Origin of the sequence: Lysobacter sp. TAB13 (assembly GCF_052113885.1) — a bacterium.
GTDB lineage: Bacteria > Pseudomonadota > Gammaproteobacteria > Xanthomonadales > Xanthomonadaceae > Lysobacter > Lysobacter gummosus.
Genome location: NZ_JBFRDR010000003.1, coordinates 57221 through 80190, shown reverse-complemented (window position 1 = coordinate 80190; position 22970 = coordinate 57221). Strand labels below are relative to the sequence as shown.

Sequence of the window (22970 nt, the reverse complement as noted above, 5' to 3'; positions counted from 1 at the left end):
CGCAGAATCCATCCGCCGCCTCTGCATCCGCTCATTCGCACCCATGACCACGAAAGAAAACGTAGGCCCCGCCTTCGACCCCGCCGCCATGCTGCACGCACGCACCATGACCTGGCAGGCGATCGACCGCATCGCCGCGCAGATCCGTCCGGGCATGCGCGAGTCGGACGCCAAGACTATCGGCGAGGCGGTGCTGAAAGACCTGGGCATGGCGCGCATCTGGCATCCGCTGCTGATCCGCTTCGGCGCCAACACTCTCAAGACCTTCCGTCAGCGCTCCGACGGCGATGTCGTGCTGGGCGAGGACGACATCTACTTCATCGACATGGGCGTGGTCTGGGACGGGCACGAAGGCGATTCGGGCGCGACCTTCGTCACCGGCGCCGATACCGATATGCGCGCTTGCGCCGATGCGGCCAAGACCTTGTTCGATCGCGTCCACGGCTATTGGAAAGACCAGCGCGTGAGCGGCCCGGAGCTGTACCGCTACGCGGCCGAGCAGGCCGAGGCGATGGGCTGGGTTCTCAATCTCGACATCCAGGGCCACCGCGTCAGCGACTTTCCGCACGCGATCTACAAAGCCGGCGATCTGGGCGAATTCGAATCCTGCCCGGCGGCGGGCCTGTGGATCCTGGAGATCCAGATCGCGCATCCGCAGCGTGCGTTCGGCGCGTTCTACGAAGACTTGTTGATCTGACCGCCGCCGCATCGGCGGCGCGGGCTATGCGAAGAATTTACGCCGCCGTGTCGCGGCGAAATGGCGCGTTTATGCCCGCCGGCCGCAAGCTGCGGCCCGGACCATCAACAGGCGGTAAGCGTGAGCATCGTGATCGTACAAGGCGCCCATTCCGACTCGGCGCCGTTGGGCGCGGACTTCTACGCCGGGCTGCGCCGGCTGGCGGCCGCGGTCGGGCGGCGCCTGGACGTGCGGCCGTGCGCGAGCCTGCGCGAGTTCGTCGCGCAACTGGGCTCGGCGCGCGCCGGCAACGCCGAGTTCGTGCTGATCGATCCGGGCGAACTCGCCTCGCAGGCGCTGGCCCAGCCCGAACCGCTGCGGCAGGCGCTGGACGCGTTGCCCAGCGCCTACATCGAAGTCCACGACGGCAGCGCCACCACCCTGGACGAACGCCTGCGCGCGCACGCCGCGCCGATGGCGACGATCGTCATCAATCGCGATCTGGCGGCGAGTTACCGCATCGCCCTGGGCATCGCCCTGCGGCGACTGGGGCGCGGCTGAGCGGGCGCTGCCTCAATGCTTGAGTTCGGCTTCGGAATACCGCATCGACGCGGTTTCCCAGCCGGCGACGATCATCAGCACCGCGGTCGTGGCCGCGCCCAGCACCAGCGGCGACAGATGCATCGGCGCGGCGGCCAGCGCCAGCGCGGCGAGCAGCAACAAGCCGCCCAGATGCGAGGCCGGCGGAAAGCGGCGGGTGTTGGTCACCCACTTGAACAACGCGCAGCCCAGCAGGTACAGCGCGGGGCCGCCGATGATCGCGGCCACGCCGGCGGTTTCGGCGTGATCGGGATGCACCAGCACCAGTTCGTCGGCGACCGCGCACACGATGATGCCGCCGACGATCAGCAGATGCAGATAGGTATAGGCCAGGCGCGCCTGGCTGGCGGTGTCGTGGCCGTGGGTGATGCGGTGTTCGCCGCGCGCCGCGCCGCTGTCGAAATAGATCCACCACATCGCCACGCTGCCGAGAAAGGCGATGCAGAATGCGGCGATGGTGACGGGATTCCATTCGAGCTTGGCGAAGGTCGCGCCGGTGATCAGCACCGACTCGCCCAGCGCGATGATGATGAACAAGCCGCAGCGTTCGGACAGATGGCCGCCTTCCACGTCCCAGTCCGACAGCGATGAGCGGCCCAGGCCGGGCACACGGAAGAACGCGATCGGCCCCAGGTATTCGAGCGCCACCGCGCCCAGCCACCACCACGCCCGCGACTCGGGCTCGGCCAGTCCGCCGGCGATCCACAGCACCGCCGACATCGCGAACCACAGGGTGATGCGGATGAAATTAAGGAAATTGCCCGGGCTGCGGCCGCCGCGCAGCGCCCACAGCATGAACGCGCTGCGGCCGACCTGCATGGCCGCGAAGACCACGGCGAAGGCCAGTCCGCGCTCGGCGAAGGCGTCGGGCAGCGCCGACGACATCATCAGCCCGCCCAACATCAGGCCGAACACGGTCAGCCGCACCGGGATTTTTTCCGGGTCCAGCCAGTTGGTCACCCACGAGGTGCAGATCCACAGCCACCACACCGCGAGGAACAACAGCCCGGTGCGCAGCGCGCCGGTCGGGGTGAGGTGTTCGAGCAGGGTGTGCGAGAGCTGGGTGACCGCGAACACGAACACCAGATCGAAGAACAGTTCGGCGTAGCCGACCTTGGCGTGGCCTTCGCGGATGCGCAGCAAGGTGGTCAGGGGCGGGGTCATGGGCGGATTCGGGTCGGGGCGCGTTCGCTACGGTAAGCGATGCGCGCGGTGGTTGCGATGGATCGGCCGCCGGCGTCTCAGCCGCGCGCCAGTCGCCACCACAGCAAGCCGGCGACCGCCGCCGGGATCGCGTAGATCAGCAGGAAGATCGGCAATTCCTCGCCGACCGAATAACCGGCGCGGGCCACGCCGATGTACATGTTGATGCCGGCGCCCAGCAGCCACAGCGGCAGGAACAGCTTCAATCCGGCGATCAGCGAGGCCACGCCGGCGCCGCCGAATATGCGGCCACCGAGCAGGCATAGCGCCATCAGGACGAAGCCGCCGAGTATCACCAGAATCGTATGCATCGTGTTTTCCCCTGGGGCGGTGGTTTGCTGCGGCGCGGCGGAGGTGACTGGTTCGGACGAATTCGCCGGCGGCTGCCGTCTCGACCGACACGGCCATGGTTCGTGTCGGCGCGTGCAGGCCATGTGCAGAGCGCATGTAGATCTGGAGCCCCTCTCCCGCTCGCGGGAGAGGGGTTGGGGTGAGGGCGCGGGCAGTGGTAGAACTCCATGCAAGAGCTCTCGCGCCTACGGCGCTCACCCCTCACCCCAACCCTCTCCCGCAAGCGGGAGAGGGAGTGGAACACCGCAAATGGAAGAGAGCGGAATACCCAGCGTGCTTTCGCGCGCAGCCACGCCCAGGCCCGCGCCCCGCGCTCATTAGCGTTGCCCACCAGCACACCGCCAGGTAGGCGAACGCGCAGCCGCCGCATAAGAAACCCGCGGCTTTCCCCGCGCACATCACAGCTCGAATCACCCAACCCGGCATACCGCATACATATCCGATACCCCATGCCATCGGTCATGCCCACCAACCGCCCATTGGGCGCGGCGGGATTCGCCGTTAGCATCGGCCATAAGCGCAATGCCGCCCGACCTGCGAGCCGCGCATAGAACCGACGGAGCCCTTTGCATGCTGACCATCCGCGACCTCACCAAGACCTACGCCAACGGCGTGCGCGCACTCGACGGTATTTCCCTGGACATCCCGCGCGGGATGTTCGGCCTGCTCGGCCCCAACGGTGCCGGCAAGTCGTCGCTGATGCGGACCCTGGCGACCTTGCAGGAGGCCGACGCGGGCAGCGTGACCTTGGAAGGCGCCGACGGCCAGCCGATCGACGTGCTGCGCGACAAAGACAGCGTGCGCCGGCAACTGGGTTATCTGCCGCAGGATTTCGGCGTCTATCCCAAGGTCAGCGCCGAGGAGCTGCTCAATCACTTCGCCGTGCTCAAGGGCCTGAGCCAGCGCAAGCAGCGGCGCGAAGTGGTCGAGGCGCTGCTGCATCAGGTCAACCTGTGGAACGCGCGCAAGCAGAAGCTGGGCACCTACTCCGGCGGCATGCGCCAGCGCTTCGGCATCGCGCAGGCGCTGCTCGGCGATCCGCGTCTGGTGATCGTCGATGAACCCACCGCCGGCCTGGACCCGGAAGAACGCAACCGCTTCCTCAACCTGCTGGCCGAGATCGGCGAGAACGTGGCGGTGATCCTGTCCACGCACATCGTCGAGGACGTCACCGACCTGTGCCCGACCATGGCCATCGTCGATAAGGGCAAGGTGCTGCTGACCGGTGAGCCCAACGCGGCGATCGACGCGCTCAACCAGCAGGTGTGGCGCAAGCAGGTGGCCAAGTCGGAACTGGCCAGTTACGAAACCCGCTTCACCGTGCTGTCCACGCGCCTGGTCGGCGGCCAGCCGGTGATCCACGTGTTCAGCGCCGATGCGCCCGAGGAGGGCTTCGAACGCGTCGCGCCGGATCTGGAAGACGTGTACTTCCAGCGCCTGCGCGAACACGCGCGCGTCGCGGCCTGAGCGGGGCGGTCATCATGATCAAGGAATTTTTCCGCTTCGAATTGCGGCAACAACTGCGTTCGCCGCTGCTGTGGCTGCTGGCGGCGATGTTCGGCCTGCTGGCCTTCGCCGTGGCCAGCTCCGACGCGGTGCAGATGGGCGGCGGCATCGGCAACGTCAACCGCAACGCGCCGACCACCATCGCCGATATCCTGGCCACCTTCAGCGTGCTCAGCATGCTGGTGATCGCCGCGTTCGTCTCCGGCGCGCTGTTGCGCGACTTCGAGATGGGCACGGCCGATCTGTTCTTCTCCAGCCCGATGCGCAAGCGCGATTTCCTGATCGGCCGCTTCTGCGGCGCGCTCGCCTCGTGTCTGCTGGTGTACGCGATGATCGTGATCGGGCTGCTGATCGCGCCGTCGATGCCGTGGGTCGATGCCGAGCGGCTCGGGCCGTTCTCGCTGTGGCCGTACATCTGGAGCTTCGCGGTCCTGGTGCTGCCCAACCTGATCTTCATCGGCGCGTTGCTGGCGCTGCTGGCGGTGACCGGGCGCAGTCTGCTGATCGTGTACCTGGGCGTGATCGGCTTCCTGATACTGCGCTTTCTCGCCCGCACCCTGGTCGCCGACCTGGACAACGAGTGGCTGGCGGTGATGATCGACCCGTTCGGCACCACCGCGTTCAAGCGCTCGATACGTTACTGGTCGTCGGTCGAGCTCAACAGCCAGTTGCCGGCGTTCAGCGGCTTCCTGCTGGTCAACCGCCTGATCTGGGGCAGCGTCGGCCTGGGCATGATCGCGGCCGCGTTCGCCCTGTTCAAACCGCAGCGCAGCGGCACCGGCAAGGCCTGGTTCGGCCGCCGCCGCAAGCCGGCCGCGGCGCCGGCGCGGCGCAGCATCGGCGTGGAAGCGCCGCGGGTGCGGCCGTCGTTCGGCGCCGCGACAGTGCGCGCGCAGTTCCTGCAGTCGCTGCGCCTGGATACGGTCGGCGTGCTCAAGAGCGTGCCGTTCCTGATCATGCTGGCCTTCGCGATCACCAATTTCATGGTCGGCGTCAGCTCGATGCAGAGCATGTTCGGCACCAAGACCTATCCGACCACCTCGTTGATGGTGATCGCATTGCAGGCCAGTTTCAGTTTCATGCTGGTGCTGGTGACGATGTTCTACGCCGGCGAGCTGGTGTTCAAGGAACGCAACGCCAAGCTGGCCGAAGTGGTCGATGCGATGCCGGTGCCGAACTGGCTGCCGCTGCTGAGCAAGTTCCTGACCTTGATCGCGGTGGTGGCGGTGTTCCAGTGCATCGGCGGCGTCGCGGCGATGGTGCTGCAGTTGATCAAGGGCTATACCGCGCTGGAACCGATGCTGTATCTGCGCGGTCTGGTGCTGGGCGCGATTCCCTTCGTGCTGATGGGCGGATTGGCGCTGGTTCTGCAGGTGTTGAGCAACAACCGCTTCATCGGCTACGGCCTCACCGTGCTGGTGGTGATCGTGCAGGCTTCGCTCGGCCTGCTGCACTTCGATCACAACCTCTACAACTACGCCCAGGCACCGGCGGCGCCGTATTCGGACATGAACGGCTACGGCCATTTCCTGATCGCGCGGCTGTGGTTCCAGGGTTACTGGGGATCGCTGCTGGGCGCGCTGATGCTGCTGGCGGCGGCGTTCTGGGTGCGCGGGGTGTCCACCGGCTGGCGCGACCGCGTGCGGCTGGCGCGCGAACGCCTGCGCGGCCGGCCGCGTATCGCCCTGGCCGCGGTGCTGCTGGCCTGGGTCGCGACCGGCGCCTGGATTTACTGGAACACCAACAGGCTCAACCACTACCTGCCGTCGGACGTGACGATGGACGAGCAGGTGCGGTACGAACGCGAGTTCGGAAAGTACAAGAACCTGCCGCAGCCGCGCATCGTCGCGGTCGACAACCGGGTCGATCTGCATCCGGAAACCCTGCGCATGCGCGCCGTCGGCCGCTATGAGCTGGTCAACCCGCATCCGGCGCCGATCGCAGAATTCCATATCAGGGTCGATTCCGAGGCGAAGATCGAGCGCCTGGAATTCGGCGGCGGCAAGCTGATCCGCAACGATGAGCGCCTGGGCTATCGCATCTACCGGCTCGACCGGCCGATGCAGCCCGGCGAGCGCCGCACTTTGGATTTCGTCCAGTCCTCGGCGGTGGAAGGCTTCGCCAACGAGCCCTCGCAGTATGCGCTGGTCGGCAACGGCAGCTTCTTCAATTCCTCGGTGTTCCCGCACTTCGGCTACGACCAGAGCGGCCAGCTGACCGATCGCAACGAGCGGCGCAAACGCGGCATGGGCGAAGTGGAGCGCATGGCCAAGCTGGAGGATCAGGCTGCGCGCGCCAATCACTACATCGCCAACGACGCGGACTGGATCGACTTCAAGACCACGGTGTGCACCGCGCCGGACCAGATCGCGCTGGCGCCGGGGTATCTGCGCAGGCAATACCAGCGCGAGGGCCGGCAGTGCTTCGACTACGCGATGGACCGGCCGATGCTGCCGTTCTATTCGTACTTGTCGGCGCGTTGGAAGGTGCGCAGCGATGAGGCGCCGGGCGGCATCAAGATCGAGATCTACTACGATCCCAAGCACGAGTACAACGTCGATCGCATGGTCGCCGCCGTGAAGAAATCGCTGGCTTACTACCAGGCCAACTTCACCCCGTATCAGCACAAGCAGGTGCGGATCATCGAGTTCCCGGGCTACGCGACCTTCGCGCAAAGCTTCGCCAACACCATTCCGTTTTCCGAATCGATCGGCTTCGTCGCCGACCTGCGCGATCCGGAGGCGATCGACTACGTGTTCTACGTGACCGCGCACGAAGTCGCGCACCAGTGGTGGGCGCATCAGGTGATCGGCGCGCAGGTGCAGGGCTCGACCATGCTGTCGGAGTCGCTGTCGCAGTACTCGGCGCTGATGGTGATGGAGCACGAATACGGTCGCGCCAAGATGCGCCGCTTCCTCAAGTACGAACTGGACCGCTACCTGTCCGATCGCGGCGGCGAGCGGGTCGAGGAAATGCCGCTGTACCGGGTGGAGAACCAGCAGTACATCCACTACCGCAAGGGCTCGCTGGTGTTCTACCGGCTGCGCGAGGAACTCGGCGAAGCCGCGCTCAACCGCGCGCTGAAGCGTTTCCTGCAAGACAAGGGCTATCAGTCGCCGCCGTACACGACTTCGGCCGAGTTGCTGGAGTACATACGCGCCGAGGCCCGGCCCGATCAGCAGGGCTTGATCACCGACTTGTTCGAGAAGATCGGTTTCTACGACAACCGGGTGGTGTCGGCGTCGTCGAAGAAGCTCGCCAACGGCAAGTACGAGGTCACGATGCAGTTGCACGCGGGCAAGCTTTACGCCGACGGCAAGGGCAAGGAAACGCAGGGCGCGGTGGACGACTGGATCGAAGTCGGCGTGTTCGCGCGCGGGCCGTCGGGCAAGGAAGCCGATGAGCAGGTGTTGTCGTTGCAGCGCAGGCGGGTGACGCAGGCAGAGACTAAGGTGACGGTGGTGGTGGATCGCGAGCCGTATGAGGTGGGGTTCGATCCTTACAACAAGTTGATCGATCGGGTGCCTTCGGATAATCGCAAGCGGTTGTGAGGGGCGAGGGCTGAGGTGGCTTTTGCCGTTGAGGGTGCAGTTGCCGTTGTGGTTGCTGTTGCTGTTGCTGTTGCCGTTGCCAAGATTGTGTTTTGCCCTGTCTTTGCTTTTGTTGTTGCTGGGCGCCGCTTGTAACTCGCGAGACCAGAGACACCCGGAGGGCGGCGCACATGGACGTGCGCCGGGTGCCACCTTGGGCAGGATGCCCAATGTGGCACCTGCCTGCGTAAGTACCGTACTCGTGGCTTTTGACTCGAAACAGCCCAAAGCCTTTTCTTTGGTTACTTTCTTTGTGGCTTTGGACAAAGAAAGTGACCCGCCGCTCTATGGCGGAAGCGTTTAGCGTTTGATCTTGCTTGAGGCTTCTAAGAGCCCAACGTCCCTGATCGAAGCAGCCCGACCTGCGCACTCCCACCTACCGTCATTCCCGCGAAAGCGGGAATCCAGGGCCTTTCGTGCGAGAACGCTTGAAGTCGCTGGATTCCCGCCTTCGCGGGAATGACGAGCAAAAAGCAGAAGCCTCAAGCAAGGGCAAGAGCAAGATCAAACGCCTAAAGCTTCCGCCATGGAGCGGCGGGTCACTTTCTTTGTCCAAAGCGACAAAGAAAGTAACCAAAGAAAACGCTTTGGCTGTTTCGAGTCAAAAGCCACGAGTGCGATGCCTGCGCAGGCAGGTGCCACATTGGGCATCCTGCCCAAGGTGGCACCCGGCGCACGTCCATGTGCGCCGCCCTCCGGGTGTCCCTGGTCTCGCGAGTTACAAGCCGCGCCCGGCAACAACAAAAGCGGAGCGAAGCAAAATCTCGGCAACGGCAACGGCAACGGCAACGGCAACGGCAACGGCAACGGCAAGGGCAAGGGCAAGGGCAAGGGCAAGGGCAAGGGCAAGGGCAAGGGCCACAGCAACGGTAAGGGCCACAGCAACGGTAAGGGCCACAGCCACAGCCCGGGGTGGGGCGGGGCTCGGGCCTCGGGGTCCGGGTCATAGCCGAAAGCCGGGGCGGGGCAGGAGGGCGGGCCAGCCTCCAAGCGAAGGAGGGGCTAGGTAGTACCGAACAGCCGCACGGAGGATGCGCACAATTGCAACTTCAGGTTTCTATTTGGTTAATTAGCAACCGCAAGATGCATCGAATCTGCCGCCGACATGAAGCCGCGGCCCAATTGCCGGAGCGGTCACCCCCGCCCAGGCCCAGCCCATGCGCCGTCCTTCTCCCGTGAGCCCCTGTGGCATGACTCTCGCCCCCGAACCCACCCACGGCCGCTTCGCCCGAAACTCAGCGATCGACCCACCCCCAGCCCCCCGAACCCCGCCCACATGACCGCCCGCTAACACCTCCCGCCCAGCTCAACTGGCGGTTTTGCCCGCTTTCGCGTAGAGTTCGCGCCGTTCAGCGCACGGCTGCCTCCCGCAAGGGTACGTTTCCCAGGTTGCCTGTCGCCCCGCACCGAGTTCTCGGATTCGCCGGCGCGACTTTTTATCCCGCACGTCTTTCGTAGCGCCGACACGGCCCGGAGCATCCGGCGTCGTCAAATTTAGATACTCGCAGCGCGGTTCAAGGGAACGCTGGGGTCATCACGCGATCGCTTCGTTCGCGCGTCCGTTCATTCGGCCGCGCGCGTCGGCGCACCGCGAACCACTGGAGTTCCAACATGACGTTTGAATCGCTTGGGCTTGCGCCCGCGCTGCTGCGCGCGCTGTCCGAACAGAACTACATCAACCCGACCCCGATCCAGGCCGAAGCGATCCCGCTGGCCCTGGCCGGGCACGACCTGCTCGGCGGCGCCCAGACCGGCACCGGCAAGACCGCGGCCTTCGGGCTGCCGCTGCTGCACCGTCTGGCCACCACCCAGGGCAACACCCAGCGCAAGCCGCGCGTGCTGATCCTGGCCCCGACCCGCGAACTGGCGCTGCAGGTCAGCGACAGCCTGCGCGGTTACGCCAAGTACCTGCGCCTGAACGTGCACGCCATCTTCGGCGGCGCCGGCATGGGCCCGCAGCTCGACGCGCTGCGTCGCGGCGTGGACGTGCTGGTCGCCACCCCGGGCCGACTGATCGATCACCTCGAGCGCGGCAGCGCCAAGCTCGACGCGGTCGAGATGCTGGTCATGGACGAAGCCGACCGCATGCTCGACATGGGCTTCCTGCCCGCGATCAAGCGCATCCTCGGCCGCCTGCCGCCTCAGCGCCAGACCCTGCTGTTCTCGGCGACGTTCGAGGCGCAGATCAAGCAGCTGGCGCTGGAGTTCATGCGCTCGCCGCAACAGGTGCAGATCGCTTCCAACAGCATCGTCGCCGACGCGATCACGCACCGCGTGCATCCGGTCGATGGCGGCCGCAAGCGCGACCTGCTGATCCAGATCCTGGCTTCGCGCCCGAACGATCAGGTGATCGTGTTCGGCCGCACCAAGCATGGCTGCAACCGTTTGTCGGAGCAGTTGGAAGAAGCCGGCCTGAAGTCGGTCGCGATCCATGGCAACAAGAGCCAGGCGCAGCGCCAGAAAGCCCTGCGCGATTTCAAGGCGAACAAGGCCCGCGTGCTGGTCGCCACCGACGTCGCCGCGCGCGGTCTGGACATTCCGAGCCTGCCGCTGGTGATCAACTTCGATCTGCCGATGGTCGCGGAAGACTATGTGCACCGTATCGGCCGCACCGGCCGTAACGGTCTGACCGGTGAGGCGCTGTCGCTGGTGTCGCCGGATGAAGGCGGTCTGCTGCGTCAGATCCAGCGCATCTTGAAGGACGACATCGAGATGGTGACGGTCGCCGGCTTCGAGCCGTCGCGTCCGATCCGCATGGGTTCCGACGCTCCGGGCGCGCGTCGTCCGGGTGCTCCGGGCGGCAACAACCGCGGCAACAACGCTCCGCGCAAGCCGGCGCATCGTCCGCACGGCAAGCCGGCGCCGCGTCATGCGCATGCCGGTCCGAAGCAGCATCGCGGTGGCGGTGCAGGCGCGGGTGCCGGTGCTCAGCAGGGGCAGCGGCGGGATCGCAGCGCGGGTTGATTGATCGGCGCTGATCGAGACTGAAGAAAAAGGCCGGCTTTGCCGGCCTTTTTTTGTTTGTGGTTTCGGCGGCCGGCTGATGTTGCTGATCGCCGTCGCCGTCGCCGTCGCTATCGGCATCGCCGTTGCTGTTGCCGCTGTGGCTGTTGTTGCTGCTGTTGCTGTTGCTGTTGCCGAGATTTTGCTTTGCTTTGCTTTGCTCGGCTTCGCTTCGCTGTGCACTTCGGCTTTGCTGTTGCCGTTGTTTGGCGCCGCCTGTAACTCGCGAGACCGAAGGACACCCGGAGGGCGGCGCACATGGACGTGCGCCGGGTGCCACCTTGGGCAGGATGCCCAATGTGGCACCTGCCTGCGTCGGCATCGCACTCGTGGCTTTTGACTCGAAACAGTCAATGCGTTTTCTTTGGTTACTTTCTTTGTCGCTTTGGACAAAGAAAGTGACCCGCCGCTCTATGGCGGAAGCTTTAGGCGTTTGATCTTGCTCTCGCTCTCGCTCTTGCTCTTGCTCTTGCTCTTGCTTGAGGCTTCTGCTTTTTGCTCGTCATTCCCGCGAAGGCGGGAATCCAGCGACTTCAAGCGTTCTCGCACGAAAGGCCCTGGATTCCCGCGTTCGCGGGAATGACGGTAGGAGGGAGTGCGCAGGCTTGGTTGTTTCGATCAGGGATCGTTGGGCTCTTAGAAGCATCAAGCAAGATCAGAAGCTTCGAGCAAGATCAAACGCTAAACGCTAAACGCTTCCGCCATAGAGCGGCGGGTCACTTTCTTTGTCCAAAGCCACAAAGAAAGTAACCAAAGAAAGGGCTTTGGCTGTTTCGAATCAAGAGCCACGAGTGCGATGCTTGCGCAGGCAGGTGCCACATTGGGCATCCTGCCCAAGGTGGCACCCGGCGCACGTCCATGTGCGCCGCCCTCCGGGTGTCCCTGGTCTCGCGAGTTACTAGCGGCGCCCAGCAACGGCAACGGCAAAGTCGAAGCGCACAGCAAAGCCGAAGCCGAAGCCGAAGCAAAATATCTGCAACTGCAACTGCAACTGCAACTGCATGGCTGAACGAAGGCCCCGCAACGGTTCGCCCGTCGCGATCGCAACAGTATCGGTTAGTGGCGCAACAAGACCGAGCTCAAGCCCCGATCACAACTCGCCCAACCGCGCCGCCTCACGCCGATCGCGCCCATTCTCCTTGGCGCGATACAACGCCGCATCCGCCCCGTCGAACAACGTCCGCACGTGCGTGTGCACACCCGGAACGCAGGTGTACAAGCCGATGCTCAGGCTCACCTTCTGATCCTCGCCCTGGCCATAGCGCGCGTCGAGCTTGCGCATGTCGGCCAGGATCATGTCGGCCACGCGCGCGGCGCCTTCGACGTGGGTGTCGGGCAGGATCACCGCGAATTCGTCGCCGCCGAAACGCGCCGCCAGGTCGCGCGGGCGGCGCGCGTGCGAGGCGATGATCTCGGCGATCTTCTGCAGCAGTTTGTCGCCGGCGCGATGGCCCACCGAGTCGTTGTAAGCCTTGAAGTAATCCACGTCGATCAACGCCAGCGACATCGGCGCGCGGGTGCGGCGGGCGCTGGCCAGTTCGCGCTGCAGGACGTGGTCGAAACGACGGCGGTTGCCGAGCCGGGTCAGGGTGTCCAGGTTGGCTTCACGGCGCCAGTGACGCAGATGGCCGACCATCCACGCCAGGTACGCCAGCGCGATCATCACGATCGTCGCCGCCGGCGGGAACCACAGGTTGCCCAGGCGCAGCACGATCACGCTGCCGGCCGCGGTCAACAGCGCGGCCGCGCCGGTGATCAGCAGCGGCCGCTGGAAGCGCGACAGCAGCATCAGCGACACCACCGCCAACAGCATCGCCGCCGCCAGCAGCGCCTGCCAGAACGGCGACAGCGGCACGATCGCGCGATTGTGCAACAGCATCTCGATGACGTTGGCCTGGTACTCGGCGCCGTGCATGCGCACGTCGTCGGACATCGGCGTGAGGTAGCGCGGCACCAGCCCGGTCGCGGTCACGCCGATCACCACCCAGCGCCCGCGCAGCAGTTCGGCCGGGACCTGGCCGCTGAGTACGTCCGAATACGAGACCTGGCCGAAGGTGCCCGGCGGGCCGGCGAAGCGGATGCGCACGTAGTTGTCGCGCGTCCATTGATAAGGCGAGCCCTGCACCAGCGCGGGCCGGCGCAACCCGGGCAAGGGGTTGGGCGCGGCGCCCGGTTCCAGGCCGATCAGGGCCAGTCCCAGCGCCGGCCAGCGCGAATCGCCGAGGCCGGCCTTGAGGTACATGCCGCGGGTGGTGCCTTCGGCATCGAGTTCGATGTCGGTGTGGCCCAGGGTGTTGGCGGCGGTGGCGATCACCGGCGTGGGCAGCACTTCCACCGGCGGGCCGTTCTGGCGCAGCGGCGCGGTGGTCACCGGCAGGGCGACGCGGCCCAGCCGGCGCATCGAGGCGGCCAGGACGAGGTCGTGGTCGTCGCCGCTGCGGTCGGCTTCGGCCAGCACCAGATCCAGGGCGACGCCGCGCACGCCGGCATAGCCCAGGCGATCGAGCACCTGCGCGTGGATGTCGCGCGGCCACGGCCATTGGCCGAGTTCGTTGAGGCTGCGATCGTCGATGGCGACGATCACCACGTCGTCGTCGGGCACGTAGCCCCAGTTCGACAGGTGCTGGTCGTAGAAGAAGTCGTCCAGGCGCCAGGTGGCGCCGCTGACGGTCAGCAGCGCGGCCAGGCCGGCCGCGCACAAGGCCGCACCGCCACGCAACAGCCTGGACAGTGCGGTGGGGCTCATAAGGCCAGCAGCAACAGCACCGCGCCGGCCGCACCGCCGGCGTAGCACAGGCGGCAGGGCAGGCGGATTTCCTGCGCGGGGCCGTACGGCGCTTCGTAGCCATCGTCTTCGATGGTCTGCACGCGCACGTGCCAGGTTCCGCCGCCGGGGCGCTTGAGTTCGATCTGCGGCACGTCCACCACCTGTTCCAACAGCAGTTGCGAGAAATCGGCCTTGCGCGATATCTGCACACGATAACGCTGACCGGGCTCGCCTTTCTGCCAGCGCAGGGTCAGTTGGCCCTTGGCCGCCTGCGGCGGTTCCAGGCCGGGATCGACCGGAGCATCGCTGATCTGGAACGGCAAGGCGTTGCCGAAACGGCCGATGCGGCCGTTGCCGTCGCGCGAGGCCACGCGCCAGTAGTAGCTGCCCGCTTGCAGGGCCTGTTCGGGGCGTGCGCGCAAGCCGCCGACTTCCATGTCCGCGACCGGCTCGGCGAAGTGCTCGTCGCGCGCGATCTGCAGGCGCGTGCGCTCGGCGTCCTGCGCGCGCGCCCACTCGAAGCGCGGCTTGGGTTGATGCAGAACCTGGCCGTCGATCGGGCTGATGGTCAGCGGCGGCAGCGGTTGATCGTTGACGGTGAACACTTGCGCGCTGTCGCGGCCGCCCAGGCCGTTGGCGGCGATCGCGCGCACCAGCAGGCGCTGGCGGCCGGCAGGCAGGTCGTCGATGCGCACCTTCGTATCGGTCACCCGGCTTTCGAACAGCAGCACTTCCGGGGCGTCGTCGCGCACCACTTCGACCCGGTACGCGGTCGCGCCGGGCACCGCGGCCCAACTCGCGGTGGCCGGCAGTTGTTCGAGTTGGGTCGCCGCGCGCGCCAGGGTCGGCGCCGGCAGCAGTTCGATCGGCTGCGACGGCGCGGCGCCCGCACCGGCGACGGCACCGAAGCCCGGGGTCACCAGCACCTGGCCGCGCTGCGCGCCGACCTGGACCTTGCCTTCGAGCACTTCGGTCGCGTCCATCGCGCCGGTGTCGCCGCCGTCGGCGTCGCCGGCGCTGACCCGGAAGTGGGTGCCGCGCACGCTGGAGGTCGCCGACGGGGTTTCGATGATGTAGCGCGAGGCCGGACCTTTGGCCGGGATCACCCGGTTGCTGGTGCGGCCGCGCTGCAGGCGCATGCGCGTATCGACCATGCCGGTGCTGCCGTAGCTGCTGAGTTCGTCGAACACCACGCGGCTGTTGTCCTGGACCATCAGCCGCGAGCCGTCGGCGAATTCCAGGGTCGCGCTGGCGCCGGGCCCGGTTTCCAGGCGGCTGCCGATGCCGATGCGCATGCCTTCGCTGACCAAAAGCGCCGGAGTTTTATCGGTGGCGAGCACATTGACCGCGCCGCGCACCGCCACCACCCGCGCCTTGGCCGGCTCGATCCGCAGCCAGCCGATCGGGAAGCGCATGCTGGTGCCCGGCGGCAGGTGATAGGGATCGACGATGCGGTTGTGTTCCTGCAGCCGGCGCCAGTTGATGCCGGTTTTCAGATGCCGCGCGCCCAAGTCCCACAAGGTGTCGCCGGGGCGCACGCGATAGCTCCAGTCCTGCGCCTGGGCAAAGCCGGAAACGCAGAACAGCAGGGCCGCGAGAACGAGGAAACGGCGGGATGTCTTGACCCGGGACGCGGTCGCGCGCCGGGGGGCGCGGGGCGTGAACGGAAACAGGAGCGCTGTAATCGGAGACATCCGTAATCCGTGGCTGAGTGGGATGGCGAGCACCGGCCGGGCCGGCGACTGTGGGCACAGCAACCCCCAATTATGCGGCTTCAGTCACATTTTTTCTGCTTTGTACCCTCCAGCGCGGCGGTCTGGGCGGATGGACGGCGGCTGGGCGGCCGTATCCGGTTGCTATCCGATGAGGCTCTCAGGTGCGTGAGACGCTGCGGGGAGGCACGTTGTGCGCGCCCCGCCGGCTGATCGTAGCGCCGATGCTGTGCGGGTGGTGAGGGGGGCCGCAACCGTGGCGGCCCGGTTCCCCTCGGGTGCCGGTCGGGTGAGGGCTCAAGTTCCAAAGCGTCCGCCGGCGCGCAGGCTCGGCCCCTCTCCGCTTGGGCGGGAGAGGGGCTTTCAAATCGCAGCGGGTTTCGATCAGCTCCCATGGGCCGCGCTCGCGCCGCAGCCGGACGCCGCCGCGCGGCTCAGGCCTTCTTCGCTGCGATCCAGCGGTCGATCTTCTTGTCGAGGATTTCCAGCGGCAGCGAGCCGTCCTTGAGCATTTCGGCATGGAACTCGCGGATGTCGAAGCGCGCGCCCAGTTCTTTCTCCGCGCGCTTGCGCAGTTCCATGATCTTGAGCTCGCCGATCTTGTACGCCAGCGCCTGGCCCGGAATCGCCATGTAGCGCTCGGCTTCGGCGGTGGATTGGGTCTCGCTCTCGGCCGAATTGGCCAGCATGTAGGCGATCACCTGCTCGCGCGTCCAGTTCTTGCTGTGCAGGCCGGTGTCCACCACCAGGCGGATCGCGCGCCACAACTCGTTCTGCAGATAGCCGAAGTAGTCGTAGGCATTGCGGTACACGCCCAGGTCCTTGCCCAGCGATTCGGCGTACAGGCCCCAGCCTTCGGAGAACGCGGTCTCGCTGCCGAAGCGGCGGAACTTCGGCAGGTCGGTGAGCTCCTGCTGCAGCGCCAGCTGGAAGTGATGGCCCGGGATTGCTTCGTGCAGGAACAAATCCTCCGCGTCCCAGGTCTTGCGCGTAGGCAGGTCGTAGGTGTTGACGTAGAAGATGCCCGGCCGGCTGCCGTCGCCGCTGGGGCGCATGTACGAGCCGCCCGCGGCGGACTGCGCGCGGAAGGCTTCGACCGCGCGGATTTCGAACGGCGCCTTCGGCGTCAGCGAGAACAGCGCGGGAATTTTCGCGTTGATGGTCGCTTCCAGACCGCGGTAATGCGCCAGCAGTTCGTCCTCGGTCTTGAACACGAAGCGCGGGTCGGTCTGCAGGAACTTGAAGAACTCCGGCCGCGTGCCCTTGAACTTCAGCTCGGCGATGACCTTGTCCATCTCGCCGTGGATGCGCGCGACTTCGTCCAGGCCGATCTGATGGATCTGCGCCGGGCTCATCGAAGTGGTGGTGGTGCGCCGCGCGTTGAACGCGTACCAGGCTTCGCCGTTGGGCAGCGCGCCCAGGCCGTCGGTGTCGCGCGCATGTCTCATGTAGTCGTCGCGCAGGTAATCGCGCAGACGGCGGTAAGCCGGCATCAGCTCGCCGTCGATGCTGCGCCGGTATTCGGCGGTCAGGCGCGCCTTGTCGGCGTCGGAGAACGAGGCCGGCAGGCCGGCGACGGGCTTCCAGAACAAGGTGTCTTCCGCGCGGTCCTTGATCAGCGCGTCGAGCTGCGAGAGCACCTTGACCATCAGCGACTTGGGCTGGACCACGCCGCGCTTGACGCCTTCGCGGCTGTTGAGGATGAACTGATCGAAGATCGCCGGCACGTGGCCGGCGCGGGCGCGCCAGTTTTCGTAGTCGGCCACGGTCTTGAACGGCTGCGCGCCGGTGCCGGAACCGAACTGGGCGACGCTGGCGGCGAAGTTGTAGAACTGGTTGATCGGCAGCAGCCAGTTCGGGTACTGGTCGGATTCCAGGTCGATCTTGGCGCTGCGCACGAAGATCTCGTAGCTCAGCAGATCCTGGTCGGACAGGCCTTGCGAGCCGACCGCTTCGATCGTCTTGAGCCAGCGCTGGGTGAACTCGCGGTCCTGCTTGCGGAACGCGGCGGTGGCGAAGTTCGGCAGTTGGTCGTTGTAGCGCGGATCGCCCTGCATGGTGGCGAGCAACGGGTTGAGCTTGAGGTTTTCTTCCCAGTACTGCTCGTACAGGCGGTCGAGCTTCTGGCTCTTGGTCTGCACGGTGACCTTGGGCGCGGCCGGCGCCGGTTCGGCGGCGAAGGCCGGCGCCGACAGGCACAGCGTGGCGGCGAGGGCGAGGCTGAGGATGCAGACGGTCGAGCGCGCGCGGGCGCGCGGGTGTCGCGGGCGGAGCGAGGAAGCGGTCATGTCGCAGGCGATCCGGACGGATGGACCGGCAGGCTCGCGCGCGGCGCGGGCGGGCGTAAGAGCCGAAGGTCATGCGGCGGCGCCTGCGATGCGGGTTATGCGCGCGGATGCCGGATCGGCGCGCCCAACGGCGCGGTTACGCGCGCAACCCTTCGCGCGTCGGCGATCGGGCAGGGGCCGGCGCGCGGCCGGCCGCGCCGCTCAGTCCGCCGCCGCCTCGTCCTGCAACTGCTTGGCCCGCGCATGGCCCAGGTAGCCGTGGATCCACACCCGCAGCAGATAGATCAGCGGGATCATCGCCACCGCTGCCAGCATCTTGTAGACGTAGTTGACCGAGCTGATCGCCAGGAACTGCGGGATCGGCCAGTGCTGCGGGCCGAGCACGAAGGCGATGTACAGCACCACGAAGCTGTCCACCAGTTGCGACACCGCGGTCGAACCGGTCGCGCGCAGCCAGATGTGCTTGTCGCCGGTGACGCTGCGGATGCGATGGAACACCGCCACGTCGATCAGCTGGCCGAGCATGAAGGCGACCAGCGAACCGCCGATGCTCCACATGCCCTGGCCGAAGATCGCCGCGAACGCGGCCTGGTAATCCGGCACGCCCTGCGCCTGCGCGGCCTTGACCCACCAGCCGGCCGGCGCCAGCGCGATCGCGGCAAAGGCGAACAAGAAGCCGTACGCGATCAGGATCGCCGCCAGCCAGGAAATCATGCGCACGCCGCGACGGCCGAAGAATTCGTTGATGACGTCGGTCATCAGGAACACCACCGGCCACAGCAGGGTGCCGGCGGTGAAGTTCAGCGAGCCGCTCTGGCCGAACAGATTCCATTGCAGCGGCGCGATCCCGAGCGTGTCTTCCAGGGCGAAGATCTTCACCCCGATGAACTCGGCCAGCGCCGCGTTGACGCAGAAGAACGACGACAACACGATGAACAATCGCAGCGAGCGATCCTGCAAGGTGCGCGTGCCTTCGCCGGTGGCGAAGGGGATGCTGGATTCGCCGGCGCTCATCGTTTCGGCCTCACGCGGTAGATCACCCCGCTTTTGTCGTCGCTGAACAGGAAACTGTCGCGGCCGGTGCGCAGCACGTCGCAGGGACGGCCGAGCACTTTGCCGTTCGCCAGGAAACCGGTGACCAAGTCGCCGCCGCTGCGGCCGTCGGCCTTGACCCGCACCAGCCGGTAGCCGTGATTGAGCGCGAGCTTGCTGGCGCCGTGCAGCGCGACCACGTACTCATCGCGCAACTGGCCGTTGTCGCTCGCCGGAAACCAACCGAAGCCGAGCGCGGAAGCGTGGGACGGGAAATACGAGAACGTCTTCGGCGCATTCGCGCAGCCGCTCTTGCGCGGAAACTTGGGATCGGCCGCGACCTTGCCGTTGCTGTAATAGCAATACGGCCAGCCGTAATCCGCGCCGTCTTGCACCACGAACATGGTTTCGTCCGGCTTCTGGTCGCCCAGATGGTCTGAACCTTGGTTGGTCGCGAACAGCTTGCCGTCGCGGTACAGCAGGCCGACCGCGTTGCGCAGGCCGCTGGCGTAGATGCGGCGGCTGCTGCCGTCGGGATTCATCTGCAGGATGGCCGCGCGCACGTCTTCTTTCTCGACACAGGCATTGCAGCTGCTGCCGACCGAGACGTAGAGCTTGCCGCCGCCGAAAGCCAGGGTGCGGGTCAGATGCCAGCCGCCGTATTTGTAGCTCAGGCCGTAGTCGGGAAAGCTCGCCAGCGCTTCGGGCTCCGATGACGGCTTGAGGTCGCCGTTGCGATAGCGATAACGCAGCAGCTTGTCGGTGTTGGCCAGGTACAGCCACGATTGGCCGGCCGGATCGGTATAGAACGCCACGCTGTTGGGATTGCGCAGCTTGTCCAGATACGCCGATACCTTTGTGTAGCGCTCGGTTTTCTCGTCCCAGCCGTCCAGCGCGTACACGCGGCCGAGCTTGTTGTCGCTCAGATCGTGCATGTCGGTGACGAACAGGCGGCCGTCGGGGCTGCGGGCGAAGAAGCGCACGCGCTTGAGGCCTTGCACCACCGGCACGATGTCCAGGTTGGCGGGCAGGTTGAGAGTGAAGCTGCGGCCGTCGTCGAGCTTGACCGGATGCGGCGTCAGCGCCGTGGCCGGCGCGGCGAGCGCGGCGCCGGTCAGCAGCGCGGTCGCGGCCGCCATCGCGCGCAAAGCGGAAACCAGGGCAGGGATCATGCGGGAGTATCCGTATCGGTCGCCGCGCTGGCGGCGGGAGCGGAGAAGGGAATCGTCGCCGGCGATACCGCGCCGCCGGAGATGATGAAGCTCATCGCCTGATCGACGGTCCAGTCGGTCGGAGTGATCAGTTCCACCGGCACGATTTCCAGATAGCCGGAGGTCGGATTGGGCGTGGTCGGCACGTACACCGCGGCCAGTTCGCGGCCGGTGCCTTCCTCGCGCATGACCTTGGTGACGAAGCCGATCGATTTCATCTGGTTATGCGGGAAATCCACCAGCACCACGCGCTGGGTGCCGTCGGGCTTGGTCTGCAGGATGTCGAGCAATTGCCGCGCGCTGCCGTAGATGGTGCTGGCCAGCGGGATGCGCTTGATCAGCGATTCGAACCAGCGCAGCACGGTCTGGCCGACCACGCGCCGCGCCATCGCGCCGGACAGCAGGATCACGCCGATCGTCGCGGCCAGGGCGATGGCGGTCTGCACCCATTGATCGTTCAACCAGCCCAGTGCTTGCGGCGAGGCCGTGGCGAGATTGTTGAGCAGCGGCCCGATCAGCGGCCGGCTGGTGTCGGAGAGCAGCACGAACACGAATTTGACCACCACCCAGGTCAGCCAGATCGGCAGCAGGGTGAGAAGGCCGGTGAGGAACAGGCGTTGCAGGTTGGACGAGCGCATGGGCGCGATTGTAGGGGACGGGGGCGGGTGTGGGTTCGTGCGATGTGGGGGCTAATCCCCCGCGCCGGTTGAGGACGGCGTTTCAGGGAGCTGCGCAAGGCGCTCGCCCCCTTTTTCAAAGTGGGCGACGATTGTCGCGGGCTGCTCCGGTGATCGAGCGCGTTATTCGTCGCCCACTTTGAAAAAGGGGGCGGGCGCCTTGCGCCATTACGAAGTCCGGAAATACCAAAGGCGCGGGGGATTCGCTCCGCGCCCTACCTCAGCGCTCGCGCACCAAGCGGAAGCCGACGTCGTCGTACCCGCGCCCCGCGCTCAGCGGCCGCTGCGGCGTCCCGCTGCGCCAGGAATTGCCGCCGACCTGACGCTGCTGGCAGTTGCGGCCGCAATCGGCCGACCACATCGACAAGGCGCGGCCGCTGCTGCCGGGCATGCGCTGGGCTTCTTCCGCGGTCGGCAGGCGATAGCGGCGGCCGGTCTGCTGGCTGTACCACTGCGCGTAGGCCTCGGCGTCGGAGATCGACACGCACACCACCGGCTCGGATTCGGTCTGGTCGAAGCCCGGCGCCTTCCAGTCCTTCGGCGCGATCATCCGCAGCAGCGACACGCGTTCGCGGCACAGCGCTGGCGAACGCTGATGGGCGCTGGCGAAACGCGCGTACTCGCCGCGGCTGACCGGACGCGGGTTGAAGCTCACCGCGACGCTGGCGGCCGGGGAGATCGCGCTGGTGCTCAGACCGCGCGCGACGCTGCCGTCGCCGGCGATGCCGCGGGCCTGGGCGATCAACTTGCTGGACGCCGCGCGCGACAGTCCGAATTCGTCCGCCAGCGCGATCACCTTGCCGGCGTCGGCGCCGTCGCCGCGGCGGGCGGCCAGTTCCAGCCGCGCCTGCAAGGCCTGCTCGGCTTTCCCGCGCAGGCTGCGCTGCGCCTCGGAATCGGCGGTGCCGGTCTGCTGGCCCAGGGCGGTGGCGTTGACCAGATGTTCGCGCGCGCGCTGGTCGCGGCCTTCGCGCAGATCGCGTTCGAGTTCGTTGGCGAAGGCCTGGGTGAGTTCGTTGACCACCACCGCGACTTCCGGATTGGTGCTGTCCAGATGCCAGGCGGTCAACAGGCTGTTGTAGGCGTTGGCGTCGGCCGGCGAGGCCAGCCGTCCCTGCGCGATGTAGGTGCGCGCGGACTGCAGCGAATCCTGCAGCGGCGCCTGCGGCAGCGGCGCCATCATCGCCTGGGTCGGATCGTTGTCGGCGGCGGCCGCGCTGGTCTTGTCGGCGGTGGCCGGATCGACCCGGAAGAAGCCGTCTTTCTCGACCCGGTTCAGAGCGAAGCCGATGGTGACCACGGCGATGGCGACCACCGCCAGCCCGGCCCAGGCCGGCGTGGCCCAGCGCTTGAGCGGACGCAGGTGGCTCATCATGCGGCCGAAGCCGCTCATTTCGCCGCGATGCTTGATCTCGGCCAGCGCCGCGGCCATTTCGGCGGCGTCGTCGAAACGCTGGTCGGGCTGCTTGGACAGCGCGCGGTTCATGAAGCGCTGCCAGTGCTTGAGCGGCGGCGGCAGTTTCGGAATCGGGTTCTGCGCGTGCATCACCGCCATCGACAGCGCATCGGGCGCTTCGAACGGCAGGCGGCCGGTGAGCATTTCCCAGCACAGCACGCCCAGGCTGTAGAGATCGGCGCGGCCATCGACTTCTTCGCCGCGCGCCTGCTCCGGCGCCATGTAGGCGGTGCTGCCCACGGCCAGGCCGGTCGCGGTCATGCGCGCGCCGAAACCGCGGCGCAGGGCGATGCCGAAGTCGGCCAGCAGCGGCCGCTCGGTGACGTCGAACAGGACGTTCTCGGCCTTGACGTCGCGATGCACGACACCGCGCGCGTGCGCGTACTCCAGCGCCGACAGCAGCGGCTCCATGATCGAGATGACATCGGCTTCGCCGCGGGCGAAACCCTGCTCGATGCGCTTGCCCAGATGGCCGCGCGGCAGGAACGGCATGGCGTAGTAGGGCAGGCCGTCGCGGGTGCGGCCGACTTCGTGGATGCTGACCACGTGCGGGTGTTCCAGCCGCGCGATGGTGCGTACTTCGTTTTCGAAGCGGCGGCGGCTGACCTCGTCGGCCAGCGCGTGCGGCAGCATGATCTTGATCGCCACTTCGCGCCCAAGCGCGATCTGCTCGCCCAGGTAAACCGTGGACAAGCCGCCGTGGTTGATGATCCGGCTCAACCGGTAGCCGGGAATCTCCGGCATCGGCGCGCTGACTGCATCGTTTTGCGGTGTGACATTCGACATTCGCGGCCCCGTGTCGCGACTGTGCAGCATAACGCTGCGGCAGTGCCCGCGTGACGCGTAGTGTGACTTTTCTATGCCTTTATTTACAAGCCTGTATGCGCGGCGGCCGTAC

General features: G+C 66.6%; 17 protein-coding genes. 8 read left to right on the top strand and 9 right to left on the bottom strand.

The genetic code is table 11. The features are described from left to right. Positions 1-43 precede the first annotated feature (43 nt). Both AB4Y92_RS04995 and AB4Y92_RS04990 read left to right on the top strand, forming a co-directional pair. Entirely contained in the window at positions 44-697 is a 654-nt protein-coding gene (locus AB4Y92_RS04995; protein WP_441818637.1) for a M24 family metallopeptidase, read from the top strand. A gap of 120 nt (positions 698-817) precedes the next feature. Further along, positions 818-1237 (top strand): hypothetical protein, encoded by a 420-nt coding sequence (locus tag AB4Y92_RS04990; RefSeq protein WP_441818636.1) that lies wholly within the window; start codon positions 818-820, stop codon positions 1235-1237. Positions 1238-1249: 12 nt separating this feature from the next. Here AB4Y92_RS04990 and AB4Y92_RS04985 read toward each other — a convergent pair whose 3' ends face one another. After that, entirely contained in the window at positions 1250-2440 is a 1191-nt protein-coding gene (locus AB4Y92_RS04985) for a low temperature requirement protein A (RefSeq protein WP_441818635.1), read from the bottom strand. Between the two features lie 77 nt (positions 2441-2517). After that, on the bottom strand, positions 2518-2790 hold the full coding sequence (locus tag AB4Y92_RS04980) for a hypothetical protein (RefSeq protein WP_441818634.1): 273 nt from the start codon (positions 2788-2790) through the stop codon (positions 2518-2520). A 610-nt stretch (positions 2791-3400) separates the two neighbouring features. Between AB4Y92_RS04980 and AB4Y92_RS04975 the strand changes: the two genes are divergently transcribed. The 6 genes from AB4Y92_RS04975 (at position 3401) to AB4Y92_RS04950 (ending at position 11938) form a co-directional block, all read left to right on the top strand. Beyond that, complete coding sequence (locus AB4Y92_RS04975) at positions 3401-4297, top strand: ABC transporter ATP-binding protein (protein ID WP_441818633.1); 897 nt, start codon at positions 3401-3403, stop codon at positions 4295-4297. Positions 4298-4311: 14 nt separating this feature from the next. Continuing rightward, positions 4312-7887 (top strand): ABC transporter permease/M1 family aminopeptidase, encoded by a 3576-nt coding sequence (locus AB4Y92_RS04970; RefSeq protein ID WP_441818632.1) that lies wholly within the window; start codon positions 4312-4314, stop codon positions 7885-7887. Between the two features lie 565 nt (positions 7888-8452). After that, a complete protein-coding gene (locus AB4Y92_RS04965) occupies positions 8453-8875 on the top strand; it encodes a hypothetical protein (RefSeq protein WP_441818631.1) in 423 nt (140 codons plus the stop codon). Between the two features lie 662 nt (positions 8876-9537). Next, positions 9538-10890, top strand: coding sequence for a DEAD/DEAH box helicase (locus AB4Y92_RS04960; protein ID WP_441818630.1), 1353 nt, complete (start codon positions 9538-9540; stop codon positions 10888-10890). 79 nt (positions 10891-10969) lie between these two features. Next, positions 10970-11269 carry a hypothetical protein gene (locus AB4Y92_RS04955; protein ID WP_441818629.1) on the top strand — a complete coding sequence of 100 codons (300 nt, stop codon included), beginning with the start codon at positions 10970-10972 and terminating at the stop codon, positions 11267-11269. A 456-nt stretch (positions 11270-11725) separates the two neighbouring features. Continuing rightward, on the top strand, positions 11726-11938 hold the full coding sequence (locus AB4Y92_RS04950) for a hypothetical protein (protein ID WP_441818628.1): 213 nt from the start codon (positions 11726-11728) through the stop codon (positions 11936-11938). 81 nt (positions 11939-12019) lie between these two features. Here AB4Y92_RS04950 and AB4Y92_RS04945 read toward each other — a convergent pair whose 3' ends face one another. The 7 genes from AB4Y92_RS04945 to AB4Y92_RS04915 form a co-directional block, all read right to left on the bottom strand. Further along, positions 12020-13675, bottom strand: a complete 1656-nt coding sequence (locus AB4Y92_RS04945; RefSeq protein WP_441818627.1) for a CHASE2 domain-containing protein — start codon at positions 13673-13675, stop codon at positions 12020-12022. After that, entirely contained in the window at positions 13672-15390 is a 1719-nt protein-coding gene (locus AB4Y92_RS04940) for a FecR domain-containing protein (protein ID WP_441818626.1), read from the bottom strand. Before AB4Y92_RS04940 ends, AB4Y92_RS04945 begins: the two co-directional genes overlap by 4 nt. A gap of 452 nt (positions 15391-15842) precedes the next feature. Continuing rightward, complete coding sequence (locus tag AB4Y92_RS04935; RefSeq protein ID WP_441818625.1) at positions 15843-17696, bottom strand: DUF885 domain-containing protein; 1854 nt, start codon at positions 17694-17696, stop codon at positions 15843-15845. 201 nt (positions 17697-17897) lie between these two features. Next, positions 17898-18710 (bottom strand): queuosine precursor transporter, encoded by an 813-nt coding sequence (locus AB4Y92_RS04930; protein WP_441818624.1) that lies wholly within the window; start codon positions 18708-18710, stop codon positions 17898-17900. Next, on the bottom strand, positions 18707-19900 hold the full coding sequence (locus tag AB4Y92_RS04925) for a PQQ-dependent sugar dehydrogenase (RefSeq protein ID WP_441818623.1): 1194 nt from the start codon (positions 19898-19900) through the stop codon (positions 18707-18709). Before AB4Y92_RS04925 ends, AB4Y92_RS04930 begins: the two co-directional genes overlap by 4 nt. Then, on the bottom strand, positions 19897-20577 hold the full coding sequence (locus AB4Y92_RS04920) for a DUF502 domain-containing protein (RefSeq protein WP_441818622.1): 681 nt from the start codon (positions 20575-20577) through the stop codon (positions 19897-19899). Before AB4Y92_RS04920 ends, AB4Y92_RS04925 begins: the two co-directional genes overlap by 4 nt. A gap of 259 nt (positions 20578-20836) precedes the next feature. Further along, positions 20837-22858: a bifunctional serine/threonine-protein kinase/formylglycine-generating enzyme family protein gene (locus AB4Y92_RS04915; protein ID WP_441818621.1), complete on the bottom strand. Its 2022-nt coding sequence runs from the start codon at positions 22856-22858 to the stop codon at positions 20837-20839. Positions 22859-22970: the final 112 nt, after the last annotated feature.